Annotated in this window: 26 protein-coding genes and 1 tRNA gene; 11 read left to right on the forward strand and 16 right to left on the reverse strand. The window is 58.4% G+C overall.

What is annotated here, in order from left to right; genetic code table 11:
* Positions 1-76 precede the first annotated feature (76 nt).
* Together AC0X69_RS15460 and AC0X69_RS15465 are read right to left on the reverse strand one after the other, a co-directional pair.
* Positions 77-1,153: a Ppx/GppA phosphatase family protein gene (locus AC0X69_RS15460; protein ID WP_482608663.1), complete on the reverse strand. Its 1,077-nt coding sequence runs from the start codon at positions 1,151-1,153 to the stop codon at positions 77-79.
* A complete protein-coding gene (locus tag AC0X69_RS15465; protein ID WP_482608664.1) occupies positions 1,150-1,335 on the reverse strand; it encodes a hypothetical protein in 186 nt (61 codons plus the stop codon). The genes AC0X69_RS15460 and AC0X69_RS15465 overlap by 4 nt, the downstream gene beginning before the upstream one ends.
* 58 nt (positions 1,336-1,393) lie before the next feature.
* Between AC0X69_RS15465 and AC0X69_RS15470 the strand changes: the two genes are divergently transcribed.
* Both AC0X69_RS15470 and AC0X69_RS15475 read left to right on the forward strand, forming a co-directional pair.
* Positions 1,394-1,467, forward strand: a tRNA-Gln gene (locus AC0X69_RS15470).
* Between the two features lie 487 nt (positions 1,468-1,954).
* A complete protein-coding gene (locus AC0X69_RS15475; protein ID WP_482608665.1) occupies positions 1,955-2,170 on the forward strand; it encodes a hypothetical protein in 216 nt (71 codons plus the stop codon).
* A gap of 21 nt (positions 2,171-2,191) precedes the next feature.
* Here AC0X69_RS15475 and AC0X69_RS15480 read toward each other — a convergent pair whose 3' ends face one another.
* Complete coding sequence (locus AC0X69_RS15480) at positions 2,192-2,395, reverse strand: helix-turn-helix domain-containing protein (protein WP_482608666.1); 204 nt, start codon at positions 2,393-2,395, stop codon at positions 2,192-2,194.
* Between the two features lie 123 nt (positions 2,396-2,518).
* Between AC0X69_RS15480 and AC0X69_RS15485 the strand changes: the two genes are divergently transcribed.
* Positions 2,519-2,851, forward strand: coding sequence for a hypothetical protein (locus AC0X69_RS15485; RefSeq protein WP_482608667.1), 333 nt, complete (start codon positions 2,519-2,521; stop codon positions 2,849-2,851).
* A 116-nt stretch (positions 2,852-2,967) separates the two neighbouring features.
* Here AC0X69_RS15485 and AC0X69_RS15490 read toward each other — a convergent pair whose 3' ends face one another.
* Positions 2,968-3,219, reverse strand: coding sequence for a hypothetical protein (locus AC0X69_RS15490; RefSeq protein WP_482608668.1), 252 nt, complete (start codon positions 3,217-3,219; stop codon positions 2,968-2,970).
* Positions 3,216-4,058 (reverse strand): DNA-methyltransferase, encoded by an 843-nt coding sequence (locus AC0X69_RS15495; protein ID WP_482608669.1) that lies wholly within the window; start codon positions 4,056-4,058, stop codon positions 3,216-3,218. Before AC0X69_RS15495 ends, AC0X69_RS15490 begins: the two co-directional genes overlap by 4 nt.
* Positions 4,059-4,164: 106 nt before the next feature.
* Here AC0X69_RS15495 and AC0X69_RS15500 point away from each other — a divergent pair, with 106 nt between their 5' ends.
* The 3 genes from AC0X69_RS15500 (at position 4,165) to AC0X69_RS15510 (ending at position 6,150) form a co-directional block, all read left to right on the forward strand.
* Positions 4,165-4,407, forward strand: a complete 243-nt coding sequence (locus AC0X69_RS15500) for a hypothetical protein (RefSeq protein WP_482608670.1) — start codon at positions 4,165-4,167, stop codon at positions 4,405-4,407.
* A 673-nt stretch (positions 4,408-5,080) separates the two neighbouring features.
* Positions 5,081-5,791 (forward strand): ABC transporter substrate-binding protein, encoded by a 711-nt coding sequence (locus AC0X69_RS15505; protein WP_482608671.1) that lies wholly within the window; start codon positions 5,081-5,083, stop codon positions 5,789-5,791.
* A gap of 83 nt (positions 5,792-5,874) precedes the next feature.
* On the forward strand, positions 5,875-6,150 hold the full coding sequence (locus AC0X69_RS15510; RefSeq protein WP_482608672.1) for a cupin domain-containing protein: 276 nt from the start codon (positions 5,875-5,877) through the stop codon (positions 6,148-6,150).
* A gap of 795 nt (positions 6,151-6,945) precedes the next feature.
* Here the strand turns inward: AC0X69_RS15510 and AC0X69_RS15515 are convergent.
* The 3 genes from AC0X69_RS15515 to AC0X69_RS15525 all read right to left on the reverse strand — a co-directional run bounded on the left by AC0X69_RS15515 (position 6,946) and on the right by AC0X69_RS15525 (position 8,710).
* A complete protein-coding gene (locus tag AC0X69_RS15515) occupies positions 6,946-7,143 on the reverse strand; it encodes a hypothetical protein (RefSeq protein ID WP_482608673.1) in 198 nt (65 codons plus the stop codon).
* Complete coding sequence (locus AC0X69_RS15520) at positions 7,140-8,003, reverse strand: ArdC family protein (RefSeq protein WP_482608674.1); 864 nt, start codon at positions 8,001-8,003, stop codon at positions 7,140-7,142. Before AC0X69_RS15520 ends, AC0X69_RS15515 begins: the two co-directional genes overlap by 4 nt.
* Positions 8,004-8,149: 146 nt before the next feature.
* On the reverse strand, positions 8,150-8,710 hold the full coding sequence (locus tag AC0X69_RS15525) for a hypothetical protein (RefSeq protein ID WP_482608675.1): 561 nt from the start codon (positions 8,708-8,710) through the stop codon (positions 8,150-8,152).
* Positions 8,711-8,981: 271 nt separating this feature from the next.
* Between AC0X69_RS15525 and AC0X69_RS15530 the strand changes: the two genes are divergently transcribed.
* Positions 8,982-9,614, forward strand: coding sequence for an OmpA family protein (locus AC0X69_RS15530; RefSeq protein WP_482608676.1), 633 nt, complete (start codon positions 8,982-8,984; stop codon positions 9,612-9,614).
* Positions 9,615-9,679: 65 nt separating this feature from the next.
* Here the strand turns inward: AC0X69_RS15530 and AC0X69_RS15535 are convergent, their stop codons facing one another.
* Positions 9,680-10,792: a two-component system sensor histidine kinase NtrB gene (locus AC0X69_RS15535; protein WP_482608677.1), complete on the reverse strand. Its 1,113-nt coding sequence runs from the start codon at positions 10,790-10,792 to the stop codon at positions 9,680-9,682.
* Positions 10,793-11,101: 309 nt separating this feature from the next.
* On the opposite strand from AC0X69_RS15535, the gene AC0X69_RS15540 reads away from it, so the two are divergent.
* Positions 11,102-11,224 (forward strand): NepR family anti-sigma factor, encoded by a 123-nt coding sequence (locus AC0X69_RS15540; protein ID WP_482613417.1) that lies wholly within the window; start codon positions 11,102-11,104, stop codon positions 11,222-11,224.
* 592 nt (positions 11,225-11,816) lie between these two features.
* Here AC0X69_RS15540 and AC0X69_RS15545 read toward each other — a convergent pair.
* Positions 11,817-15,680 (reverse strand): tail fiber domain-containing protein, encoded by a 3,864-nt coding sequence (locus AC0X69_RS15545; RefSeq protein WP_482608678.1) that lies wholly within the window; start codon positions 15,678-15,680, stop codon positions 11,817-11,819.
* Between the two features lie 245 nt (positions 15,681-15,925).
* Here AC0X69_RS15545 and AC0X69_RS15550 point away from each other — a divergent pair, with 245 nt between their 5' ends.
* Positions 15,926-16,318: a hypothetical protein gene (locus tag AC0X69_RS15550; RefSeq protein WP_482608679.1), complete on the forward strand. Its 393-nt coding sequence runs from the start codon at positions 15,926-15,928 to the stop codon at positions 16,316-16,318.
* Between the two features lie 335 nt (positions 16,319-16,653).
* The gene (locus AC0X69_RS15555; RefSeq protein WP_482608680.1) at positions 16,654-17,373 is read left to right on the forward strand and encodes a hypothetical protein; all 720 of its coding nucleotides are present in this window, start codon (positions 16,654-16,656) and stop codon (positions 17,371-17,373) included.
* Between the two features lie 106 nt (positions 17,374-17,479).
* On the opposite strand, the gene AC0X69_RS15560 is transcribed toward AC0X69_RS15555, so the two are convergent.
* From AC0X69_RS15560 to AC0X69_RS15575, 4 genes are all read right to left on the reverse strand, one after another.
* Complete coding sequence (locus AC0X69_RS15560; protein ID WP_482608681.1) at positions 17,480-17,758, reverse strand: NepR family anti-sigma factor; 279 nt, start codon at positions 17,756-17,758, stop codon at positions 17,480-17,482.
* 259 nt (positions 17,759-18,017) lie between these two features.
* Positions 18,018-18,509 carry a type II toxin-antitoxin system PemK/MazF family toxin gene (locus AC0X69_RS15565; protein WP_482608682.1) on the reverse strand — a complete coding sequence of 164 codons (492 nt, stop codon included), beginning with the start codon at positions 18,507-18,509 and terminating at the stop codon, positions 18,018-18,020.
* 256 nt (positions 18,510-18,765) lie between these two features.
* Positions 18,766-19,128 carry a helix-turn-helix domain-containing protein gene (locus tag AC0X69_RS15570; RefSeq protein ID WP_482608683.1) on the reverse strand — a complete coding sequence of 121 codons (363 nt, stop codon included), beginning with the start codon at positions 19,126-19,128 and terminating at the stop codon, positions 18,766-18,768.
* 393 nt (positions 19,129-19,521) lie between these two features.
* Entirely contained in the window at positions 19,522-20,547 is a 1,026-nt protein-coding gene (locus AC0X69_RS15575) for an integrase core domain-containing protein (protein WP_482608684.1), read from the reverse strand.
* A 416-nt stretch (positions 20,548-20,963) separates the two neighbouring features.
* Here AC0X69_RS15575 and AC0X69_RS15580 point away from each other — a divergent pair, with 416 nt between their 5' ends.
* A complete protein-coding gene (locus AC0X69_RS15580) occupies positions 20,964-21,539 on the forward strand; it encodes a hypothetical protein (RefSeq protein ID WP_482608685.1) in 576 nt (191 codons plus the stop codon).
* An 87-nt stretch (positions 21,540-21,626) separates the two neighbouring features.
* On the opposite strand, the gene recD2 is transcribed toward AC0X69_RS15580, so the two are convergent.
* Positions 21,627-23,810: an SF1B family DNA helicase RecD2 gene (gene recD2 / locus AC0X69_RS15585; RefSeq protein ID WP_482608686.1), complete on the reverse strand. Its 2,184-nt coding sequence runs from the start codon at positions 23,808-23,810 to the stop codon at positions 21,627-21,629.
* 290 nt (positions 23,811-24,100) lie between these two features.
* Positions 24,101-24,937, reverse strand: coding sequence for a hypothetical protein (locus AC0X69_RS15590; RefSeq protein WP_482608687.1), 837 nt, complete (start codon positions 24,935-24,937; stop codon positions 24,101-24,103).
* Positions 24,938-25,005: the final 68 nt, after the last annotated feature.

Consider the following 25,005-nt stretch of genomic DNA (forward strand, 5'->3'; position numbering starts at 1 on the left):
GTCGAGTGCGTCCGTCATGCGCTCCCCTGGAATTCGCCGGAACTATTCTGCCGATCCATGCGTCGGCCGCCGGCCGCTAGACGCGGCGCATCAGCGCCCCGTCGGCCTCCATTAGCTCCAGGAGCATGCCTTCGCGCAACCCCCGGTCAGCGATGCGCGTCCGCTGCGCCGGGAAAAGCGCGCGAATCGCCTCGAAGATGGCGCATCCGGCGAGAACGAGATCGGCCCGTTGCGGACCGATGCAGCCGTTGGCGACTCGCTCATCGAAATCCATGTCGCGCAGCCGCATGATGGCCCGGGTCGCGTCGTCGTCGCTCATCCACAGGCCGTCGACGCGCCAGCGGTCATAGCGCTCGAGGCCGAGATGAACGCCTGCCAGGGTGGTGACGGTCCCCGAAGTGCCGAGAAGATGGAAGCGCGGACAGCGACGCTCCGAGGCCATGCGGCGCGCGAAGGGCGCGAGACTCTCGCGCGCCTGCTGGCACATGGCCAAGAAGGTCTCGGAAGAGACGCTGCGGCCGCCGAAATGCTCCGCGAGGGTCACGACGCCGAGTTCGAGCGAGGTCCAGGCGCGGAAGGCGTAGGCGCCATTTTCGTTGCGGCGTTCGCGCGTCAGCCAGACGAGTTCGGTGGATCCGCCGCCGATGTCGAAGAGCAGGACGCTCTCGGCGGCTGGATCGGCGAGCGATCCGCAGCCGCGGGCCGCGAAGCGGGCCTCGGTTTCGCGATCGATGATCTCGAGCCGCAGTCCGGTGCGTTCGCGCACGCGCTCGACGAATTCGTCGCCGTTCGCCGCGCTGCGGCAGGCCTGGGTGGCGACGAGCCTGGCGCGGGTGACGCCGCGCACGTCCATTTTTTCGCGGCAGATCTCAAGCGCCGCGATGGTGCGCTCGATCGCCTCCTCGCTGATCCGTCCGGCCTTGCCGAGGCCTTCCCCTAATCGCACGATCCGCGAAAAAGCGTCGATGATGCGCAGAAAGTCGTTGTTGCGCCGGCGCGGCCGGTGCTCGGGGCGGGCGATCAGCAGCCGGCAGTTGTTGGTGCCGAGGTCGAGCGCGGCATAGGTGTGGCGCTCGAAGCTGGCGGCGGGGTCCGTTCGAAGCTCGCGCGCAGCCTGCGCCGACGGCGTAGACGATAGACCGGATTCCCTCACTCGATCCATTCCGCGAAGCCGCTCTGTCTCGCCTCGCGCCGCATCGCCGGAAGCGGAGCGGCGATCCTTGCAACGCCACGAGGCTGGCGTAAATTCCCTTCATGCAGGATCGGCGCGCCGCCTGCAAGGGTTCTGAAGGCGTTGAGCGTGAGCGTGTCCATTGGCGGCGTGGCGGTTGACACCGTTCGCGCCGCTCTCTAAGTCACCAGCCGTTCGCGCGCGTTTTTGCGGCGGCGCCGTTGGGGGATAGTTCAACGGTAGAACAGCGGACTCTGACTCCGTTAATCTTGGTTCGAATCCAGGTCCCCCAGCCAATAAAATCAATAAGTTAGGAATAAACAGTTCTCATTAGGCTCTGATTAGGCTCCCAAGCGAGCCGCTCTTGGGTCCAATTTCAAGAGGTCGGCGGAACCTAATGTTTGGTGCGTAGCCCCGCTCAAACGCCAGTCCTCAAGCTCCTCGACAACAAGCGAAGCCCTCGGTAGCCTCGGTTGATGTCCGTTTTCTTGATCACCCTTTTCTCGGTGCTTTTCATGCTGTTCGGCGTGCTCGCATATGGCGCGATCAACGACGGGCTGCGGTATCTTTTTACTGCCATTTCGGTGATCTGTTTCGTCTGGGTATCGGTCTTGGGCTTTCGCTTAGCGACTCAGAGCGATGCGCCCGATCAGACACGGGCTATCGACGCACCGAAGATTCCCACTGCCGAAGCAATTAACGCAGCGCGTCCCTCCAAAGCCTTCGCCGATTGGGGTTCCCGCGACGCTGCCTCAGCTGGCAGACAAGGGAACTTCGTTTCATTTGGAGTCGGGACAAAGCAGCCCGATCTTCCGCATCCCGAGCGGCAAGAAAGCTCACGTCTCCGTCTACGGCGGCGGTCTGACGGTCTATTCGGGTGGCGTCCTGAAACTCACCTGTGATCGGCGAGGCTTCACTATCTCCGGCAAGGGTGACGGCAACCAGTTCGTCGCCTGCGAGACGACCGTTGACGTGGTGATCGACGACCTGAGCGACTGATCGTAAGTCCATAGCTGACCGCTACGGATCTGCGTCGTCGGACATTTCGAGAAGGTCGCCTGGGCTACACTTCAATGCGATACAGATTTTCTCGATCGTGCTCAAACGGGTGTTGTATTCGGGACGCGTCGCAAGCGATTGCAAGGTCGTCAGGGCAATACCCGTCTGCTGCGCCAACAGCTCGTACGTGAGCTTCTCGCCGGTTCGTTGGCGGTAGGCGTCCATAGCCTCTCGCAATTTGACGCGGATCATCGAAGTTGTATTGACAATACAGGTTGTCCACCCCAGAATGAGAGCTGCAACCTGAATAGCATGGAGAGTTTGCTTAAGCAGCGCAGGAGGAGGCCAATGAACCGTATTGCGCTTGGGATCCTGATCGGAGTGCTCGCCGTCATGGCTTTCTCGTCCCCGGCGGCGTTCGCTCGTTTCGTGGCGCATCTGCGCGAGACAGGGGAGACGATTGTCAGCATCTGGGCGAACCCGGAGTCGGCGCGGCAAAGCCCTTTTTACAGCAATCAAGCCCTCTCGCGCTCCATAGCGGCCGAAAGGAAGGAATTGGAAAATCGGGTCTTCGCCTTCAGCAAGTGGAAAGCGCACAAGGAATGCAACGCGGACACCGCAGAGTACCGCGCGTTTCTAAAAGAAACAGGGAGAAATGCACCTGTGATTGACTGCGATTAGCTTCGCGCTGCGGATTTCGCGCGCCGATTTGGCAGAGGATATCGCATCTTCTCGCAAAAAGATGTCCCCGCACTTTGTGGTGCGGGGACTGACGTATGCGGCTTCATCCGATTTTTCTACGCGCTGCCGTCGCCATCGACGAGACGCGACAATGCATCGAATGGCGGCGAGGGGAGCGTAGTCTGCGGCTTTGGCGTCGCCGAAGACTTCTGCGGGCATGTGCGCGCGGTATGTTCCGTGCTTCCGCATATTGAGCATTTCTGCTTCTTCGGCGTGCCCCCCGCGAAAAGCTCCGCAAGCTGCTGGTCGATCTCTTCGCGCTTCCGGATGAGTTCCTTCGCCGCGGCGATGCGGCTTTCGATGCTCATGCCTTCCTCCTGTTGTCGTTTGCCGGCGTCGCACGACGCAATCGCTCGCGCGCCATAGCGACATATTCCTCGTCCTGTTCGACGCCGATGAAGTTACGGCCGAGCAGCTTTGCGGCGACAGCGGTGGTGCCAGAGCCCAAGAAAGGATCAAGGACGGTATCACCGGGCCCGCTGAACGAAGCGATGCACCACTTCATCACTTCGAGCGCCTTCTGCGTCGGATGCCCGACGCGCGCCTCCTTGCTGTCGCGGATAAATCCGCGCCAGCGGCTATTGAAGACTTGCGCCGGCTTGTCGAACGAGGTCCACGCCAGTTCGCAGTCAGCGAACGTGCCGCAGGGCAGACCGTCGTTTTTCCACCACACCAGCCAGCATCGCGACGCGGGAAGGTAGTGAGTGAAGTGGTTGCCGCCCCAAATGACCTGGCGCTTGCTCACCCGGAGCATCTCGTCGAAGTAGACCTTCGGCGGAATGGCGGCGTCCCAGTTCTTCGGCGTAAACTTGGCGTTGCCGAGCTTGCCCCTCTTCGCGATGCCGATTCCATAGGGCGGATCGGTGCAGAGCAGATCGATGCTCTTGTCGGGAAGCTGGACCAAGGTGTCGAGACAGTTTCCGAGAATGATTCGATTCATAAATGTCCTCCGTTGCGAGAGGACACCCATTGATATCGAATTTTTGCGCGTGTCACCGTTCGCAGTGCTTAGCCGCGCGCGCATACGGCAGCCCATGAGCGCGGATGCAAAAACGAAAAAAAGCCTGTACGTCCAAAAAAATTGAGGAAGGGTGGCTGTCAGGGATCTTGACGACAAGCGCCCAAGTGTTCTTTCTTTGTTCTTCATGATCCATGGCCGACGCGTCCCTCAAAACACGGCCGAATACGCGCGATGGCTCGCGGGAGAAATCTCGCGTCGCTACCGCGACACCTGGTTCACGCGCGACACGACGATGTTCGTCGCCATGGCGCTCGAAGGGTATGCTGATTGGCTCGATACCAGGGAAGCGGCCAAGCTGACATTCACGGTCACCACTATCGATGACTCCGGGCATGCGAACGTGATCGCCGCCGCGAATAACATCGAGGTGGGCTGGGCGGCGTACAGCGCCGCTGTTCCGAAGCAGACGCATGGGCGACTTCTGTTGCATCAAAGCGCGCGCATCATCGCGCATCATCCGCCGGATAAGCCGTAGCTTTCAGTCACCAAGTTTGGCTAACCCAGTCCGAGCTTTCAATCCTAGCCGAACCCGCCCCAATCACCTCATCTGATAGACGTAACTGGGCGTGACGCCGTGCTTGCGAGCGATCTCGACGACAGGTACGCCGCGCTTTCTTTCTGCCACAATCGCTTTCCGAAAAGCGGCTAGGTCCCTACCTCTCCTCCGAGAACTGTGGGGAGCATTCGTGGTTGGGCGACCGATTTTTGTACGTCCACTCTTTGGCTGTGCCGTTGCCTTCGCAAGTAGCTTTTGTGCAATCGAGATGATTTTGCGAAGTTCCGCGATCTCACGAGACGACAAGGCCATTCAAACCTCTCAGGGTAGTTGCCAATAGAACAGTCTGTGCGTGCATAGCATATTGGTGGTCACGCCTGAAGAGTAGGTGAAGGCGCGTCATTCGTGCGCGCTATACACGCAAGACGCCTCGCGGACTGCTATTCTCGAATTATCGCGCAGCATCTGTCGCATACGGATCAGGCGTTGTTGCCGGCATCAATGATGCTATCGAGAGCGGAGCGCGAGTATGAAGGCTGCGAAGCATTTCACGAACCATCGGATGATTGCTCCTATGTCGAGCTGCTTGCTTCGCGACAGACGGTTTGATAGGCGGGGACAGGCGTAACTCTCTGTCCACGTAGCGTGCTTTATGGGCGTCAGCACCGTCATACCCGGCGTTTTGAGCGTCAGCTCTGCATTGCCCGATCCGCCGTTCGAGTTCATAGACGGCGGCGAACCTTGCGGTTTTGACATTGAACTGATGCAGGCCGTCGCAGCCGATCTTGGTCTCGCGTGGCGGCTCGTTCTCTATACTGGCGCAGATTTCAACGAGATTTTCGGAGGCCTCGCGAGCGGGGCGTGGGATTGCGTCGCGTCCGGCGCGACAATCACGTCCGATCGCTTGCGGTTGGCTTCATTCTGCACGCCCTATATCCGCTCCGGCCAAAGTCTGGTGTGCAATATCGAAGCTACGCCGCACATAAAGTCCGTAGACGACCTGCACGGGATGATTCTTGGAGTGCAACAAGGCAATACCTCTGAACCAGTGGCCCATCGCCTCAAGGATGAAGGTCGAATTGCCGAGGTGCGCACTTATCCCTATCACGCAATCGGCATAATGTTGAACGACTTGGCTGCCGAAAAAATCGGCGCGGTAATGAAGCTCGCTCCAGTCATGCGTTGGATGACCAGGAACCGCCCTCGGCTGCGTGTAGTGCAGGAAGGGATAACTGATGAGAGGCTCGGCATCGCGGTTCGCCTCGGCAACGATGACTTGCGCACGGCGATAAATGACGCCCAAGCGCGATTGCAGAAAAGCGGCATGCTCCCGCTATTGGTGAAGAAATGGCTCCAGGCGTAATCCGTTGTGTCCACCTGTTCACAGGAGCTGACGGTCGCTCTCATGTAGAACACATCGAGCTTCCGCTGGGAGCCGTAACTCTCGTGAAGAAGGCGCATTTCGAGGAGACCGCGGCCGGCTCCTCGCGCGACTGGCACACTGCGCAGTGCGAGCAGTTTGTCGTCACGCTGTCCGGGACACTGGAGTTTACCACGCGCGACGGTGAGAATTTTACATTGCGCCCGGGAGACATTTTGCTGGCGTCAGACACGTCGGGGACAGGACATCGTTGGCGTCTCATCGACGATAAACCGTGGCGACGCCTTTATGTTGAGCTTGCCACCCCTTTTTCTTTGCCTGCATCCAACCAGAAAGCCTGATATCGAGGGCTCGCGAGCGTCATGCACAGCGCGGATATGAATGCTGCTTGCAGGACGGTGAAATGGGAACAAGGCGTTCTCGCAGTGGGCGCTTGCGCCTCTCGCGTTCTACGTCGGAGTTCCGATTGTGCTGACCCCGGCGCATGGGGCAAGCTCGCCACTATTGCCGGCAGCGCGGATGACTTAGATCCTCGTCGCCGGCGACGAGTAGATCCGTTGGTTCCCTTGGATCAGAATTAAATTTCTTTAACGACGTTGTCTTACGCGATGCCATCGCGAGTTCACAATGTCCTGATAGGGAAGACTCATTCCTCGACGGCTCGCAGCCAAGCTCGCACGCAGCTCTCCTTTGCGGCGCAGCAGGCGACATCGAGCTACGCGAGGCCAGCATCAAACCCGAAACCCGACAGTTGGCCGCGGTGAGCGGCCAAAATGGAGTCATTCATTATGATTACCCTCGAAGAATGTGCGAAATTCGCGGGACTCGATTCGAGCGAACTGTTCACGGATTCCGTCCTCTCCGCGAAGCATCGATCGCTCCTTTCGAGTTATTTGTTGAATCTGAAGCGAGGTCCCATGGCCGTGCGCCAGATGATTGTCTCAGACATCCGTGCAGCGACTGACTTAGGCGCGTCGCGGTATGCGGCGGATCTCGTTCTCGTGCTTCGAATGTTCCTCTCGAAATATCCTGAAGGGAGAATCGTGCGGCGAATGCTTGGCGGGAAGGTCCTTGCATATTCATGAAAAAGCCTCGCATGACGCGAGGCTCATAGTTGCTTGCTCATTTGAGACGCTTCAGTTCTCACCGAACAGGGTCGGCTCTTTGTATCTGCCGCACGCCGTCTTTTGGCTCGGCGGCCGGCAGTCTTCCGCGACAGGGAAGAGTGTCGGCTGCTCCTTCTTGGCGGCTTTGCGCTGTTCCTTGCGCAGGCGCAAGAGGTCTGACCATAGATAGCGCTTGCCGTCCAAGACGAGATAGCGAGGCCCGCTCACGATTCCTTCTCCAATTTCTCGGAGAACGAACGCAGATAGTCCGCCGCCACGCTCGCTTTCGACGCGGCCGTGAAGATGGCACGGTCGTCGTCTTTGAGAAGCGACAGCCAACTATCGATATAGCCGGCGTGTCGCAACTGTCCCTGCACGCCAAGGTGAGCGCATAGGAATGCCGCGCCGAGTTCGGCCACCAATTCCTCGGCCGCGTATGCTTGTGTGCCGAAGCGGTGACTGAGATCGCGATTAAGGCGCGATTTGTGGCCGCTCCAATGCACAAGCTCATGCAGCTTCGTCGCTTGGTATTGCTCTTCAGTCTCAAACATCTCAGGGTAGGGAAGAGCGACAAAATCTAAGGAGGGGACAAAGCATGCCCGATCTCCTCCATGGCGGATGTCTGCGCTCGTCGCCGCGGCAAACTCATCGGCCGCGCCCACTCTCGGCGGCGATTGCTCCGGCGCGGACTCTGGCAGATCGAGTCCATCGACCTGCGCGACGTTGAAGACGATGAAGGCGCGCAGCATCGAAATCTGTCGCTCTTCATCTTCGGCGTCGTCCTTCTTCACTGTGAGCTGTTTGGTGAAGACGATCTGCGTGCCCTTTTCGCCCTTGCGCACATGCGCGCCCTTGTCGAGCGCCTGCTTGAAGGTGAGCCAGGCGTGAGCAGGGAAGCCGTACGTGTCGGCCGCGTGCCATAGGATCGGGATGTTGATCCCTCGGTAGTGATGCCCGGTGATGGCGTTCGCTGGCATGATGCCGATGCGACCACCGCCTTTCCACGGCTTGACCCAGGGGGCTGCGCCTTGTTCCAGTTCGGCGATTATGGACTGCGTGACGTGGTGATAAACGGCGGCTATCTTCATGGCCGCCTCCGTGTGAAAGAACGCATGTGCCTGCTCCTCGCTATCGACGCACGGGATGCGCCGAAGCGCTCGGAGCAGCAGAGGCAAGTGTATGAAAACGGCGGTGAGGATCTGATGTAGTCGCGAAGCCACTAATTGCCGAGGCGTCACTTTGCCGGCAGGACGGTCATGAATGGGTTGGCGTCCGGCGACTTGATGCGCCAATGGTATTCGCCGAAGCGATCGAGGGTCGCGGCGTTGTTCTCGGCATTGTGACGGAGGACGGTAACGCCGCGCTCAAGCGTCACGATGAGCCGGCCGTCGATCTCTGCTTCCGTGCCAGTTAGTTGACAGGGGGCGGTTGCATCTGGGCGGAAGCCGGCGATCATGATCGCGCCGTTTGGTTGCGGGCGTATGCTGAATACCGACAGCTCGCGTGAAGGGAAGTATGAGGATTCGCCGCCGGCCCGAGAGCGCTGCAAGACCACCGCGTAACGCCCTCGGCCGAGATAGTCGGCCTTTTCGAAGCCTTCTTGGCGCAACTGTGCAGTAGCGTCCTTGAGGCGTGCGTCTAGTTCAAGGTCCAAGAAGCCGGCGCGGCTGGCCTGTATCAACGCAGGCACGAAGACAAGCGTCCCGTGATAGGAATAGCTATAGCTGCCATTTGCGCGGATCGAAACATTCGCATCGAATTGCTCCGGCGCAAGCGTTCGGAAGAAGTTGCGCATCTCGTCCTCGTGATCACAATCACTATGTAGGTCAATGATCTTTGGAAACGGCGACAGACCCGCATCTGCGGAGATGCTGATCAGGGAACCTCGACCGGGACTTATTCGCCGATGCCTCGCGGGGGCAAGGATGTCTAAGAATTCCGACGATGCCAAAAGCAGGCATGCGGGCGCTGATGAAAGCGCGCCGCAAGCATGGGTGTGGAGCCAATACAGGGGAGAATTCCCGACACCTGAGGGAGAGTATGGATGGGCTGGCCAAGAGGACCCGATGCTCTTCGAGGAAAAGGGCCTTCATCCTCTCGCTACGGCCCTGGGCCTCGTGGCCGCTGTCGCCATCATCATTGTATTGGTGTGGTGGCTGTTCACGCCTCAAATTCCGTCGAGCCCTGCCATCGGCTTTGCTCCGAAGAATAATGACCATGAGTCTGTGTCCGCTCGTGAAGAGCAGTCGGAGAAAGTGCCTGCTCCGTCGCCGAAAAGTGAAGCTGTCACCAATGCAAATCTAGAGAGTGTTGCGGCTCCAGACTTCGAGACCAAACTCCGCTTGTTCCTAGAGCATGCGCCGGGAAAGGAAGCTTCGTTCGACCTCGGCCGGGTCGCGTTTGGCCTGAGCAGCGCGACGCTTACAGCGACGGCGCACGAAGAGCTGCAACGACTTGCGGGGATATTGAGGGAATATCCAGGAACGCACGCTGTGATAGGGGTGCACAGTGATGCTGGCGGAAGTGCGAGCGAAATTGCTCGGCTGTCCGCTCTACGCGCCACGACTGTCCAGAGGGAGTTGATGCGCCTCGGTGTCGGACATTCATTCGTTGCCGTGGCGGGCGAGGGGAGAGCCTCCTTGCGGGCACCGACAACCGCACGGCCTGGCTGTATCTGGATCTCTGTCAGGAAGAAATGATTGTCCTTAGGCTTAGCGTTCGGCGAGCCGTGTGAAGTTTAATCGATGGTGTTTTTACGCTTCGCCTATGCGGTTTCCGAGAGCTGTTGATTATCGTCTGCCAAGGGCAAGACGAAGCTAAAGATCGTGCCGCCGCCAGGATTGGGCTCGGCCCACAATCGTCCGTGGTGTGCATTGATGATCGCACGCGAGATAGACAGGCCGACGCCCAGACCGTGTGGCTTCGTGGTTGCAAACTGTTCGAACAACCTTTCTTTGATCGCTTCCGAAATGCCTGGGCCGGTGTCAGCAACATCAACCCGGATCCCGTGTCCTTCGATCACGCGCGTCGACACCGTTAATTCGCGTCGCTCGCAATTTTCCATCGCTTCGATGGCATTGCGCTTCAGGTTCACAATGACCTGCTGGATCTGAACCCTATTGACGAGCGCTAGGTCGTCTTCTGCATCCAGATTGACTGTTGTCGCGACTCCGCACTCCTTCGCCATGGCGTCGGTGAATTCACACGCTGTCCGGATAACCTCGTTGAGATGATGGAGGGTTTTGATCGCTTCGCCGCGCGCGATAAATTGGCGCAGGCTATCCACGATCTCGGCTACGCGGAGTACTTGGTTGGAGGCCTTGTCCAAGACCTGCTCTATTTCGCCTAGATCTCCCTTCTTAACGAGCCTGCTCGCAGCATTGAGGTAGGCGTTAATTCCGGTGAGAGGTTGTTTGAGTTCGTGCGCGAGCGCAACGGTCATATTCTCGATAATATCAATACGGTCTGCATGTATATCGTGCATTCGGGTTTCGAATCTGCGCCGCTCGCTCAAGTCGTGTATGAAGCCGACAAAGTATCGCTCGCCCTCGGCTTCAACGGCAGCAACGCCAAGCTCCATAGGAAAGACCGAGCCGTCTCGACGCTGTCCCTCGACCTGCCGGCCGATACCGATGATTTTGGCTTCTCCGGTGCGGAGGTAGTGCCGCAGGTATTCATCGTGGTGACTGCGGTATGGTTCGGGCATCAGCATGCGGACGTTTCGCCCGAGCACTTCGTCGGGCGTGTATCCAAACAACGCCACCGCAGCTGGATTGAACGACAGGATCGTGCCTGTCTCATCGATCGTAACGATGCCATCCAGGGCTTTGTCTACGAGCGCAGCCAACAACGGCTCGCGTAGGTGAGCCTTGGACAAGCTGTCACTCGGATGCATTAGCAATACCGCTTGGGTAAGGATTGGGCCGCTTTCGGACGCGTAAAAATATTCGAGGCCCCTCAACCGCGACCATACTGAAAATCAAGCGTTTAGTCTATGGTTCCAAATTCGAGCGTGAGCATCGGATGAAGTTGCCGAGCGATGCGCAGCGCTCTAAGCTCCTGTCAACGTTTACCTTGTCGCATTTTTCGCGGAACAGTCTGCCCGCGAGGCGGTTCCTCCCTCAAGGGAGTGCGCGTTATGCCTGACAGAGGGCCAAGCGAGTGTCGCACCGTGACAACTTTAGATATGCAGCGCGCGACTGCGGAAGCGATCGGTGAGCAACTGCGTTTAAGGGTCGACAAAGTTCTAGCGGAGCCGCTCCCCGAGAAGATGAACGATTTGCTGGCCGAGCTGGAGCGGAAGGCGTAACCATCTGCACCTCATGGGCGCTAGGGCAGAATCTCCGCCGACGAAGAATCTCCGTGTGACCATTGCGGGATCGGCCTAGACGCGGCGCAGGTCGCGCCTAGAGATTAACTCTAAATCAGTAAATCGACGTCCCAGGCGCGATAGCAACTAAAGTTTTACGGAAGTGCTGCCACGATCGTTGCGGGACTTGGCGAACGCCAGCCATGGATTCGGCGTCTTCGAACGGAGTCGCGCATGCAACGCATCGTTTCAACCGTTAAGGCGTTCACCGCCTCGTCTGCGATCAGCATGCTGAGAAAATTGCCGACGCAGGTCATAGAGCGGATCAGGACTGCGCCGGACGCATTTATCGACGCGATAGAGCGTCTTGCGAAGTAGTAAGAGTTCTACCGAACAAAAAACGCCCCGCCGTTCACGGGCGGGGCGTTTCTCCCGCTGGCGGAGAGACCGACGCCAGCGATTGGCCGATCGTAAACCCTCAGTGCTTGCGCTGCAAATTGAAGCAGCAACGACCTCAAGTTCATGACTCATACGCTCCGCGCGCGGTCATCGCAGCGCGCGGAACATTGGCTTGGCAACCCTGGGCGGTGGATCAAAATGTGTCGACCGCAGGTGATTGCGAATCATTGTCATTGGCGGGCGGTGAGGTGAAGGGATCGTCTTCAACCACTGGCACCGGCAGCTGTTCGGCGGCCGAGCGCACTAAGACCGTGCGCATGATGCTGCTGGTGAGGCCGGTGGTGGGCGAGGTGACGGTGTAGAGAATCGTATGCTCGCCCGGCTCTGTGGTGTCGATTGAGACGGCGGTCGTGGTTGCGCCGTCGAGCACGATGACGAGCCCCAGATTGAGATCGCTTTCCGGCGCGACGATGCGCGCGCCGAGATCGCTGTAAGTGTCGCCGACGTCGATCGTGCTGGAGGCGTTACCGTTCAATTCGATGACGGGCGCGTGCGGTAGCACGGATTCTGGTACGTCGGTCGCGGTGCCCGATATCACGGATAGTGAGAGGTTGGCGGCGGCGGATTGGCCTAGCAGGGCGGCGAGTTGGGATTTGGTGAGACACAGGGGTGCATTGTCGTTTGCGCCGTCGGTGATGCAGAGTTTCCGGGTGCTGGTCGTCTCAAACGTACCGTTCGTCGCGTAGATATCTTTTGCGAAAAGATCACCGATGCCGTTGCTGGCACTGCCGAGCCACGCGGTGAGCGAGCTTTTGAACGCGCTAGCGATCATGCCGATTTCTTTCGTGGCGTTCACGAGCGCGGCGAGGATGGGGCGGTCGGCGAGCGTGAGGTGGCCACGCGAGTCTTGCGAAACGGCTTCAGGGATCGCGGCTTGGACGTTCTGTGCAAAAAAGCCCGCGTAGGTTGATTGCGTGTCGAAGCCCGTCTCCGGTCGCCATTTGTACAGCACAGGAGAGATCGCGTTGATGGCCGTGAGGCCGCGGGTAAAGTCGCCTTGCTTGTCTTTCAGATGTTCATCAGAGGACGCCGTGACGTTGCCGAGAGCATCAGTGACGAGGTTTGCACCAGCCGAGCCGAGGCCAGCGAAGCGCACTGTGCCGGTGGTTGAAAGTTGTGCGGTGGGCGTCGTCGTCCCGATGCCGAGGTTGCCGGAATTATCAATGCGCATCCTTTCGGTTGCCGTTGAGCCTCCGTTCTGTGTTGTACCGAAGCGGAGCATACCTCCGGTTCCCAGAGTCGATCCGTTTATAGCTGCCCGTTCGACTCCGCCGATATTCCATGCAAGCGCGTTGCCCGCACCGCCCGCCGTGGAATCATTGGAGAGAATAAGTCCGATACTATCGCGAATTCCAGAACCGCCACTTGATTTGAATATGTCCAGTTTGGCGAGCGGACTCGTCGTCCCAATGCCGACGTTGCCGCCACTTTTGATGCGAAGCGCCTCAGTATTATTAGGATTAAATATGATGTCTGTTGCGGAATGAGTGCCAAATGTCAGTCCACCGCCGGATTGCGAGGAAATGTTCCCGTTCGTACCGTCGTGGTTTAACTGCAGGTACCGCGCATTGTCGGGCGACCAGGCGAGCACGAGATTGCCGCTCCTTACGGCGGCGCTGCCTTCAACATCGAGTTTGTAGACCGGATTTGTCGTCCCGATACCAATATTCCCGCTGCCTTGCTGCACGACGAATTGAGAGCCGCCGATGGTGAAGCCCTGTCCGGCGGCGATGGTCGTGGTGCCGGTGGTGCCGGTGAGGGCGAGGGTGCCTGCGCCGAGGATGTTGCCGTTTGCCGATAGCAGCGCGCCTGGGGTGGTAGTACCGATGCCGACGTTGCCGGTGCGGTTGACGATGAAGCGAATGGCGCTGTCGTAGTCGGATACACTGAAGGCAGTCGAACCAGTCGAGCCGCCGAGACGCATGTTGGTGATGTTGGCGAGGCCGAGTAGCGATGAACGGTATTGAAGTCGACCAGCGTACGCATTGACATCATCGGACACCTCAAAACCGAAGCCATCCCCGTTCGTTCGCGCGGTACCCATTATGTCGAGTTTGGTGGTTGGCGTCGTCGTCCCGATCCCGACGTTGCCATTTAAGACGACGCCACCGGTGCTGTTGCCAAGCGTCAGAGCAGCGGTGCCGGCTGTTTGGATTGCAAGCGGGACATTCGTTGTTCCGCCGTTTGCTGCTTGGATGGTCGGGGTGTTTAAACCTCCCGTGAATGCGATATTGTAATTACCAAGCGAAGGATTACCGCCAACATAGAGAGCGTTTGTCGAGCCTTGTCCAACCGTTACACTGCCGCTGGTGAGGATCGTCCCCGCTGTCGTGTTGGCGAGACCGACGCCGAGGCCGCCGGTTAAGTAGCCGTTGCCTGCAACCGAGAACAGTTGAGCGGGGCTCGTGGTGCCGATGCCGACGTTGCCAGCGGAGGTGATACGGAGGCGTTCGCCGCTGTTTGCTCCAATTTGCAGACTATCGTCACTGTGGTCATAAATGATTCGCCCTGAAGCAGAGTTTTGAGGATCCCCGAAGTAGAGGATACCCTTAGCATTGCTCTGGTTGGCAATTGTAATTCCACCATCACCAGAACCTTTTTCGACGACCAGTTCATCAGCGTTTGGATTCGGGGTGACGAGCGAAGTGCCGGTTAAGATATGGAGACGGCCGGTAGGCGACGTAGCACCGAGACCGACATTGCCGCTGCCTTGCTGCACGACGAACTGAGAGCTGCCTATCGTGAAGCCCTGTCCACTTGCGATCGTCGTCGTGCCGGTGGTGCCGGTGAGCGCGAGGGTGCCCGCGCCAAGGATGTTGCCGGCGGCGGAGAGAAGCGCGCCGGGGGATGTAGTGCCGATGCCGACGTTGCCGTTTTGATCAATACGAAAACGCTCCTGCATGCTGGTCGTGTTGTTGGCGGTAGTGAAGAACCTCAGATTCGTGCCGTTTGCGGTCGGCGTCCATGCTTGGGTGGCATCGGCTTGTATCGTAGCGGCACCCTGCAGGTACGCGGTTCCAGTGTGCCCACCAAAACCGAGGTAGCCCAGTTGACCTTGCGGGGTCGCAGTGGGCGCATCTTGGGTTCCTCCAACGTGGAACATGTCAATGACAGGCGCGCGGAACGACGTGTCGCTGTGAGTATAGAGTTCGATACCCATTGCGTTTGCGCTGTGTATGGCGAGTGGAACCGTTCCTGTGGTGTTGTTGATGCTCACTACGGCACCGTCGCTAGTGCTACCGCCATTACCTCCACCGATATTGACGCGTCCCGCAAACGAACTCGTCGCCGTCGTAGAGGTCGCGGTGAAGTAAGGCCCCACAAGCGCGCCGCCGGAGGAGACGCCGGCGACGTTGAGCGTGCCGGCGGTGAGCGTCCCACTGAAGGTCGCGTCGGTGCCGGTGAATGCTCCCGAGAGTGCGAGTGTGCCAGCTGAGAGCGCCCCCGAGAGCGTGCCGCCCGAGGTCGGAAGGTATCCGGAAATTGAGGTATTGGAGATCGACCCGCCTGTAATGGTCGGGCTGGTAATGGTCGTGTGGGTGAGCTGATCGATACGCTGCGAGGCGGGTGCGAAATAGTAGCTTGCCGAATTGCCCGCGGCAGCGACTTGCTGAGGTATGTCCGCCTTAGGCGGATTGACCGCCGTGAGGCGGGCCTCGATCGATTGCCCGAAGTCGCTGAGGATGGCGGAAAGCGTATCCGCAGATATGCCCGCACCGCCTTGCGGCACGACGCGCTCGATGATGCGCTCGATCACCGGCTGGTTGATGACGGTCTGCGGCGGGGGAGGGGAGAATGCGGGAGCAGTAGCGGCGGGAGTAACCGGCGGCGCAGAGGGATCGAAGAAGGGGTTGCTGCTCGCAATCTGCGTCGCTGCCGCGGCTGCTGCGTGCATTGCCCGACTATCGACGGGTGCCTCGGGTGCGACCGCCGGCGATGTGAACACGCTACTTACGACAGCGATGATGCTCGCGAAGAACGCGGCGACGGCGTGCATATAGGGAAATTATAGCGCGGAAGCTTGCATTTTGTGTTCTGCGAAAGTGGATAAAAGATGCGACTTTGAAGGAGCGGCCGATATTGACAGACTGTTGTGCACGTTGTGCGACTCTCATCGAGAGCCGAGGCGGTCGTTCAGCAGCAGGGGATGCCGAAGTGGGGCAATAGACAGGCGCGGGGCGCTGCAGTTACCGTAAGCGAATTCGTGTGTTTGCTCATGTGAGCTAAGGGAGGGGCTTTGCCATGGATATGCACGAGTTTATGGCAGGCGTTCGCGCCCGCCTTCATCGGCGCGGCTACAGCGACTTGTCTCCCGTAGCGCCGCTGGCGGCCGCGTTCATCAAGCCAAGCCCGTTTGGAACGTCGGTCATCGCGATCACAGATGGCCGGCATACGACCGATAGCACGATGGAGCGCTTTGATCGACTGCGGACGTGGTTCAGTGGGCTGGTCGGCAATGGACGAGGCCTGCTTCTATTCGTGTACGCCAACCCGCCATACTCAACCGTGCAAGATATCCAAAAGGCCAGTTTTTATACAGATTCTGCGGGAATCGACGCCGGCTTTTATGATCTCGCCAGTGGGGCGCATTGGCTTTCCTACTCGCAGTTTGAACAGGATGTCTTTGGCGAATAAGGCGCGCTGCGCTTTGTCGGCGCAATCGGGAGCAAATCAGAATATTGCACTAATAGCCATGGATGCCGCAAACGCTGGGATCGGGAGGCACAATGCAGTGTCGAAGAGTGGCAGTCATTGTTGGCGCAGCATTTGCTCTCGCGATGCTGACTCCAGCTAGCCAAGCGAAGGGCGTATTGCCGCAGAAGGCTGTTCAATCAACACCGGCAGATCAACACACGACGCCAGGCCCAGCAGTGGATGGTGCGACTGACACTAAGACAACCGCGCCCGCGAGACAGGGAGAGGTCAACAAGTCAGCTCCCTTCCCATCGCCGCCGTTGCAGGAACCCGCCGTGGCTGAAGCCAAACATGGGTCAGATAGAGAGCCATCACTTTTGGCTTTCCTCGCGAAGAATGGAGGAATCCAGGCAGGCGGAACGATTTTAGGTGCGCTCATAGCTTTCGGAGGGCTCGTCTGGGGGGCGTCGCGAGGATTTAGCAACGTTATCCGTGCTCAAGAGGATGCGGAGAATCGCAGAAAACGCGAACGTCAGGAGCAAACTCGATTTGACACTCAGACTCTTGCGCTCGGATTGCTCGGAGAGGTAACCGCCATCAAGAGCAAGTGCGAGATTCACAAGAGCGTCCTTAGGAGTTTGCGAGACGATTGGCAGCCGGACACCCCGGAGTGGGATAAGCATGCTCATGACGCGATAACAATCTCGCAGCACCCCGCGGTCTCCACAACCATGTATCAGTCAAACGCCAACCGTCTCGGATTGCTCGGAATCCCGACAGTTCAGCATGTTTCAGAACTATACTCGCGTCTGATCCCGCATGAGAAATCCGCAACAGCGCCCGACGACAAGATATTCGTGCGGCACTTCGTAGGCGTGGTGAATCAATGGATCGAAAATCTCGAGTATACTCTGGAATATATCGACACCGTTTTGACGGAGCTGGCTGTGATCGGAGCGACGGGCGATCCAAATACTATCGAACAGCTTACGAAGATCGGAAGGCAATCCCTAGCAGAGGCAAACGATCACACGGTACCTGGAAGCTCGGCTTGACATTCTTGAAGGATGTGTCGCGAAACAGATAATGTGCGACGTTAGCAAAATGGCTCTGTTGAGCCATTCCCTGCGCTGGTTTGATGACTTGAAAATTCGCGTAGGCCTAAGATTTTGTCCGCGCGTATTCCAGCCCGATCAAAAGTTCAGAGAATTGATCTGGAAGAGGCTCACAGAGGATTGAGCCATAGATTTCCTGCAGCTGTTGACCGATTTTGCTGCAGATACTCGGCGAGAGCGCTTGAGCTGTCGGGATAAGGCGATGCTCCCCTGATGTCTGGGCAACGAACATCGCTGCTGTGAGGTCAGCAGGCCCTCGGCTTTTTGAGCTGCTTTTTAGCCTGGCCACGACTACTGCGTGCCGGCCTTTCAATGCCGTCGTCATCTCCCGAACCCCTCGGTTTCTGGAGAAGAGATATTGTCGCCAGCCTCACCGATCGAGACGACAAAATGACGCGTCATCCTCGAATCATGTCTATGAGAATCCTGTCTTGAACGATTGTAAAGAGTTCGGGTGCGGAAACTCCGGCTCTTCATCTTCGATCGAGCTTCATTGCGCATTTACGGTGCCATGGTACACTTCTAGTACAAACGGCCTCGGCCTGCCCCCGCCCACAAGGCGGGGGAGAATTATTTTTGACCCATCAGTTCACGAAGCTGGCCGAAACAACCGCAGTCGCGAGCCTGCGATACACGTCTTCGTCGAGCGTGCAGATCTTATTCGTAAGGCGCTTGCGATCGATGAATCGTACCTGTGAGAGGACAGCGACGGCGTCACGCTGCTCGATCTTTCCGATCGGAAGATAGTACTTCCCCTTCTTCGGTCGAGCTGTCAGCGGAACAATGAGGCAGGCGTCGAGATTGAACTTCTTGAGAATAACGACTGGGCGCGAGAAGTCTCCTTTTCCACCGTCCTGCTCAAAGCCCACGTTCGCGCCGAGCACGCACCACCAGACTTCCCGTTCGTGAAATAGCGCAGCGCCGACCGCGCCGTTGATCGCCTTCTTCTTGTCATTCCACCGATCAAAATCTTTGTCCATAAAGGTTTGAGGATTATACCACCTCGTCAGCTCCACGACCCAGTACGCCTCGGCAGGCCGAAAAGTGCCCAAGTATTGATATTCACAAATGCGCAAGTTGTACCGTCAGATGGAGTGCAAGCACTTGACATTTATAGAATGTGTGTTGTAAACAGGTAATTACCTTAAGGGTTGAATTTTTGGATTTCTTCTACATTTTTAAATTTGCATTTCCCTAACTGAGTATTATTAATATGAGTATTATTAAATGCGTATTCTTATATAGAGTGAACTGCCAATTTGGCACCTTCAGAGCGGCAACTTTGGCACTTCCAGAAATGCCAATTTGGCACTTCTGTGAATGCCAGTCGCGTCATGTGTTCTTGCGCGGTTTCTTCGTCGGCTGGAGAAAGAGTTGGTAGACGTTGGATTTCCCAAGGCCCCGGCGAGTCACCGCGATAAAGCCCGCCGTCTCAAGTTCCTGTAGGAAGCGGATCACGCTGCGCTTGCCCGCTCCCATGTCGTCGGCTAGGCGCTCCTGCCCCGGAAAACAGTAGTCGTTGGCCCAGGCATAATGCAGGAGCATCGCGTAGGTGAGCTTCGCTCCAGCTGAAAGCTCGGGGGCCTTGAGTAGAAAATTCGGCACCTGCGTGAATCCGAACCGCGTCGCATTGTCTGCGCCGACGATTTCGATGTTGCGTGCGATCTCGGCGATGCGGCCGGCAATATGATCCATTTATGAATTATACATCGTCAAAATGAGGAATTCGTGTTGTTCACAGTTTGAGGCATCATCGATGCGTCGCCCCGGAATCGCGGTCATTGGCCTTGAGCGCCCCGGTACTCTCCTTCGTCCATTGGCGCGGTTCTGTTGTCATGGTGCATCGTAGGATTTGCTTGCTGGTCTGATCCTGTCCCTGCTCAAAAACCTATCCGGTCTGGGAATTGATTTGCCGATGAAATTGGCGACTGACGCTTTTTCGATGAGTCGAATAGAAGATTGACGGAAGCTGCGATTTCGGCGCCACGCGTGGACTTCCCAACTCTGTTGCAGCCGAGCGATTCAGTTGTAAATGCGAACAGCCTCCCATGCCGAAGCAGGTCGACCTGTTCGGTGGCCACAATTAGCTCACGCGGCGCGACGTTCGTAACGATGATGCAAACCGCCAACCTCGGGGAACGCAATAATCTTGCCTGCAGACGGGGGTTGGATGCGGCGAGGCTGCGGACAATCTTTGTTGAGCGAGAGATGCGTTCTGGCCTTGTGATGGTATTCGAAATATTTCGACAGGACGTCGCGCAAGTGACCCGCGTTAAAGATGACGATGTGATCCAAACATTCGCGGCGGATCGAACCGATGAGGCGCTCGACATATGGGTTCTGCCAAGGCGACCGCGGCGCGGTGACAACCTCTTTCACGCCCATCGCCCGAACTCGACGGCGAAAGACCGAACCATATGACGCGTCGCGGTCCCGCAGCAGATAGCGGGGCGCGGCATCCCAGGGAAAGGCCTCGGTCATTTGGCGCGCCAGCCAGCCTTGTGTCGGATTTTGCGTGACCGCGAAATGGATGATTCTCCTTCGGTCGTGTCCGAGGACAATCAGGGCATAGAGTAGACGAAACGTCGCGGTTGCAACAACGAACATGTCGATCGCCGCAATGTCGGTGAGGTGGTTGTGCAGAAAGCTACGCCAAGTCGGGGAGGGGGCTTTGGGCCGCCACGGCAGATATCTCCCGACCGTGGCTTGGCTGACCTCGATGCCGAGCTTGAGCAGCTCGCCATGGATGCGCGGGGCGCCCCAGAGCGGGTTAGCCAAGCTCATCTGACGGATCAGATCGCGGATCTCGCCGCTCGCCCGCGGCCGTCCGAGGCGGCGCGATCGCCACCGCCAGTAGAGCCGAAAGCCTTTACGATGCCACTGGACCACGGTTGCTGGCTTGACCAGCATCATCGCGTCGATGACCTGCGGCCAAACTCGGTAGAGCCAAACCCAAAGCAGCCGGTCGGCGGAGAGGAGCCGAAGCTGACCAGGGCGTTGCCGACGCAGGACGGTCACCTGATGTCGCAGGGCGACGAGCTCAAGCTCCAATGAGGCGCGGCTCCGGACACGGAACGAGAGCAATGAAACGAGGGCGGAAAGAATTGTCATCATGCCCGCGACGCTATGGCAGTCGCGCGAAAATCTCCAGGCTTTCCCGACCTTTCGGACTTTTGAGCAGGCACACGTTCCTCCGCAATCATGCCGACGGGATCGCTTCAATCGACCTGTTTGTCGTTCCGACAATCTCATTTCGGCTGCTTTATGGCTTGCTGATTTTGCAGCACGGCCGACGCCAGATGTTATGGCTCGGAGTGACGGCGCATCCGACCGCCGAATGGATCGCCCGACAACTCACCGAGGCTTGCGGTCGGGAAAGCACGCCGCACTATCTCATTCGTGATCGCGACGGCGTCTATGGCGAGATATTCACACGGCGTCTTCGCGCCATTGGAACCATTTGCTGCGGGAAACGTTGAGCCGGAGCTTTGATTGATCCCTCTCGAACGTGATTGGTGTGGGAGGATTTGATGAAACGCGGGCTGCTTTCCCATGCACGCCTTTTTGCGGCGCCAATGTTTTTCCTTTTAGTCTTTTCAGGTATGCCGCACTCTGCATTCGCCCAGAATAAGATTTACAATCAGCCGAGGTGGTTTGATGATCGTCTGGACTGGTGTCTGACCTGGGCAACCGATTGCGGCAAGGCGGCGGCCGACAATTTCTGCAAGCGCAGGCGTTTCTTCGGCGCCAGCAACTTTGCCCCAGAGCCGGGGGTAGGGCGCACGCGAGTGAGCGGGACCAATCAGGTCTGTGAGGGCAGTTTCTGCACCGGCTTCAAGTCTATCACCTGCACGGGGCCTGTTCCGTTGAACCAGGTAAAAGCCAATCCTGTCTGGAAAGGACATCGGCTGGACGCGTGTCTCAACTGGGCGACTGACTGCGGGAAACCGGCTGCAGATGCGTACTGCAGAAAGCAGGGCTTTGCCGAGTCATTTTACTCGGTTTTGGACCCCGAACCCGGCCGCTCGACGACGCGCCTCATTGGCACTGATCAGATTTGCAGCGCAAACTTCTGTGTCGGCTTTCAAATGATCCTCTGTCGATAAGAGGCGGCTTTGAACGCGAGGGGGCTTGCCTTGGCCTCGCGAACGGCATCTACTGTAAGCTAATCAATGTTTGATCAGGCCATTCGATCAGCGCGGCGACAGCCATTCCTTGAGTTTGGTCCACCGTCGCTTGCGTCCGTGGGTACGAACCGCGATCGCCAAAGCCTTGCGCTGCCCGACGATGACGACAAGGCGCTTGCCGCGAGTAACCGCGGTGTAGAGGAGATTTCTAGCGAGCATCGCGTAGTGCTGGGTGGCGATTGCGATCACGACTGCGGGATATTCTGATCCCTGCGATTTATGGATCGTCGTCGCATAGGCGGGAACGAGCGCGTCGAGTTCGCCAAACGGATATTCAACCTGGCGACCGTCAAACTCCGCGATGAGGACGCCATCGGCTTGGTCGATACGGCGGACTCGACCAAGGTCGCCGTTGAACACCTCGCGGTCGTAGTCGTTCTCGATCTGCATCACCTTATCGCCCGGTGCGAAGCTGCAGCCAAAACGCTCGATCTTCTCGGCCATGTTCGGATTGAGGGCGTTCTGGAGATCGCTGTTGAGCGCTCGCGCGCCGAGAACGCCGCGTTGCATTGGGCAGAGCACTTGCACATCGCGAACGGGATCAAGGCCGAAGCGGCGCGGAATTCGGTCGCGAACAATGTCGACGATCTTGGCCGCGCCTTGCTCCGGCTCTTTCGCCTCGACGAAAAAGAAATCCGTTTCTTCGCCCGACTTCGGCCATTCGGGCATTTCGCCACGATTGATGCGATGCGCGTTCCTGACGATCCGGCTTTCCTCCGCTTGCCGGAACACTTCCGTCAACCGCGCGACGGGAACGACGCCTGAGTCGATGATGTCGCCGAGAACTTGACCCGGACCGACCGAGGGAAGTTGGTCGACGTCGCCAACGAGCAGCAAACCGGACTTTGCCGGAACCGCTTTCAATACCGCAAACATCAGCGAGGCGTCGACCATGCTTGTCTCGTCGATGACGAGCAGATCGCAGTCGAGCGGATTGTCGGCGTCGCGGCGGAAGCCCCCGCTCTTCGGATCGGTCTCGAGCAGGCGGTGAATGGTCTTGGCTTCGATTCCCGTCTGCTCGCTCATGCGCTTGGCGGCGCGGCCGGTGGGCGCTGCGAGCAGAAGGCGAGTTCCTTTGGCCGCGAGAATGCGCAGGATGGCGTCGAGCAGTGTGGTTTTACCGACGCCGGGGCCGCCGGTGACCACAGCCGCCTTGGAATTGAGAACCATGCCGATCGCGGCGCGCTGAGACGCGGCGAAAGTCTTGCCCGTGCGCTTCTCGACCCATGGAATGGCCTTGTCGACATCGATCGTCGGCCAGGGCGGCGAGCCACCTATCAGGGAGCGCAGCCGATCGGCGACGCCGCGTTCGGCGAGATACAAGCCCCGCAGGAACACGCAGGGCTTTTCTTCGATCGTGTTCGCCACCACATCGCCGCCGGCGAGCTCATCCGTGAGGGCAGTCCGAATGGCTCCCTCATCGACTTCGAGCAGCGCCGTCGCCAGCTTAATCAGCTCCTCGATGGGGAGACCGCAGTGACCTTCGTCTGTCGCCTCCTGCAAGGCGTAAGAAATTCCGGCCCGCACCCGTTGGGGGGCCTCCCGCGTCATGCCGAGCTTCATGGCGATGGCGTCGGCGGTCCGAAAGCCGATGCCGCGAATGTCGCGCGCCAGACGATAGGGATTCTCGGTCATGACCTGAATGGCGTCGTGGCCATAAGTCTTGAAGATGCGCACGGCTCGGGACGTGCCGACCCCGTGCGCGTGCAAAAAGACCATGATGTCGCGCACGGCTTTTTGCTCGGCCCAGCCGGTGACAATCTTCCCAGCCCGGAATTCGCCGATGCCGGCAACCTCGCGCATGCGCTCCGGCTCCGCCTCGATAACCTCGAAGGTCTTCTCGCCGAAAACCGCGACGATCCGTTTGGCGAGCACGGGGCCGATCCCGCGCACCATGCCGGAACCGAGATATTTTTCGATTCCCTCCGCCGTCGTTGGCGGCGTGGTCTTGAGAAAGTCCGCCTTGAACTGAAGGCCGTGGGCGCGGTCTGTGATCCAAACCCCGACGGCGTGGATGAATTCGCCTGCCGCGATCGAAGCGACATGGCCGACGACCGGAACGAGGTCGCGCTTGCCGCGCGCCTTCACCTTCAGTACGGCGAAGCCATTGTCTTCATTATGGAAGGTCACCCGCTCGACAGAGCCGACGAGCGTCTCTCTTGGCGGCGTCGCGTCGAATGATGGAGGCACGCTGAGCAAACCGAAACGAGAGGAAGGAAAGGCATCCTAAATCGATATTTGCAGGCACACGACCATGGCCTCGTTGAAGGTCAGCCCTTGGCGGCGCAAACGAGCCTCACACCAAGGGCAACTCATGACCCCAACCGGACTGTCGACTATCGTCGTGAGGCCAGAATTCTTGCTCGAATGGGGCTGGTAGGACGCCGATTCAAGATCCCAAGGCAAGCGTCCCCAGTGCGGCGAAACGCAGCGCAGCCCCTGATCTCCTTTCGGATCCGCCGCGGCCTCGATGTGCGCGCCTAGAGCGGCGTATCTGGCGTCGAGATCGCCCGCCACATATGCGCGGATGGACTCTCGTCAAAGCCAAGCCCCTCTGGCGGCTGCTTGAAGTGCCGCCCGATAATGTCAGTAAATTTACTCAAATCGACAACGCGATCTGGATCGAACGAGTAAAGGTCATTTATGGTGATCAGCCGCGCAGATATATACCATTTGTGTTTGCGACAATATTCATAGGCAGCACGGATGTATGGAGGCGGCACGTAGTCTCGACCGAAGATAAAATTGTACTGTTCTGGATATTCATAGCCTACGGATGGATCTGAAAAGAAGCGCAGAGCTTGGTGGTATTGGATGGCGAAAGCTACCCTTTCGGAGACATACGGCCTGAACAGTTGTGCGCCCCACCATCCATGATCGGTTTTGATAAGCGTCTGCCCCAAGTCGTGCAGCAGGCATGCTAACACGACCTCTTCGTCCATATTATGCGTTAGCGCTCTGTCGGCGCTTTGAAGCGCGTGGCGCGCTGGAGCAAACCGCAGTTCGAAGTAATCCAGCAAAGTCGGCTGCGCGGGAAGCGGCGGCAGCTGCCTTACGGTTTCCGGCTCGTCCGAAAGTCGTTCTCCCAAGGGCGACAATCCACCCACCGCGAAAAGGCTGCCGACGCCTCGGCGGAAGGTCCTCGTCTCGATCCGGCTCTCCAAATCAGCGACCGTGGGAACTTTCGCTACCGGACTTTCGTCCAGTTCCTTCATCAAATAATCTTCCAACGCCTCTGCGCGGGCCTCATCGTCCATCGCCTCGACAGACTTCGCCCCGCCGATCGCGGCGATTATTTTTTCGCGCTCGATTTGCAATGGAGTCTCTCCTGGCTTTTGGCAGTGTGAGCGAGAGGCCGCACGGCACCCCCGCCGTGTTGCGCGCA

Source organism: Methylocystis sp. Uni0008 (genome assembly GCF_056838045.1).

Bases quoted from the DNA above. Each gene is read 5' to 3' on its own strand.
- AC0X69_RS15570 (WP_482608683.1), bottom strand. From the start codon at position 19,128: ATGGATCATATTGCCGGCCGCATCGCCGAGATCGCACGCAACATCGAA.
- AC0X69_RS15540 (WP_482613417.1), top strand. From the start codon at position 11,102: ATGCAGCGCGCGACTGCGGAAGCGATCGGTGAGCAACTGCGTTTAAGG.
- AC0X69_RS15545 (WP_482608678.1), bottom strand. From the start codon at position 15,680: ATGCACGCCGTCGCCGCGTTCTTCGCGAGCATCATCGCTGTCGTAAGT.
- AC0X69_RS15520 (WP_482608674.1), bottom strand. From the start codon at position 8,003: ATGAAGATAGCCGCCGTTTATCACCACGTCACGCAGTCCATAATCGCC.
- AC0X69_RS15560 (WP_482608681.1), bottom strand. From the start codon at position 17,758: ATGACGACGGCATTGAAAGGCCGGCACGCAGTAGTCGTGGCCAGGCTA.
- AC0X69_RS15495 (WP_482608669.1), bottom strand. From the start codon at position 4,058: ATGAAGAACAAAGAAAGAACACTTGGGCGCTTGTCGTCAAGATCCCTG.
- AC0X69_RS15480 (WP_482608666.1), bottom strand. From the start codon at position 2,395: ATGGACGCCTACCGCCAACGAACCGGCGAGAAGCTCACGTACGAGCTG.
- AC0X69_RS15550 (WP_482608679.1), top strand. From the start codon at position 15,926: ATGGATATGCACGAGTTTATGGCAGGCGTTCGCGCCCGCCTTCATCGG.
- AC0X69_RS15485 (WP_482608667.1), top strand. From the start codon at position 2,519: ATGAACCGTATTGCGCTTGGGATCCTGATCGGAGTGCTCGCCGTCATG.
- AC0X69_RS15575 (WP_482608684.1), bottom strand. From the start codon at position 20,547: ATGATGACAATTCTTTCCGCCCTCGTTTCATTGCTCTCGTTCCGTGTC.
- AC0X69_RS15530 (WP_482608676.1), top strand. From the start codon at position 8,982: ATGCTCTTCGAGGAAAAGGGCCTTCATCCTCTCGCTACGGCCCTGGGC.
- AC0X69_RS15580 (WP_482608685.1), top strand. From the start codon at position 20,964: ATGAAACGCGGGCTGCTTTCCCATGCACGCCTTTTTGCGGCGCCAATG.
- AC0X69_RS15505 (WP_482608671.1), top strand. From the start codon at position 5,081: ATGGGCGTCAGCACCGTCATACCCGGCGTTTTGAGCGTCAGCTCTGCA.
- AC0X69_RS15490 (WP_482608668.1), bottom strand. From the start codon at position 3,219: ATGAGCATCGAAAGCCGCATCGCCGCGGCGAAGGAACTCATCCGGAAG.
- AC0X69_RS15525 (WP_482608675.1), bottom strand. From the start codon at position 8,710: ATGCGCAACTTCTTCCGAACGCTTGCGCCGGAGCAATTCGATGCGAAT.
- AC0X69_RS15500 (WP_482608670.1), top strand. From the start codon at position 4,165: ATGTTCGTCGCCATGGCGCTCGAAGGGTATGCTGATTGGCTCGATACC.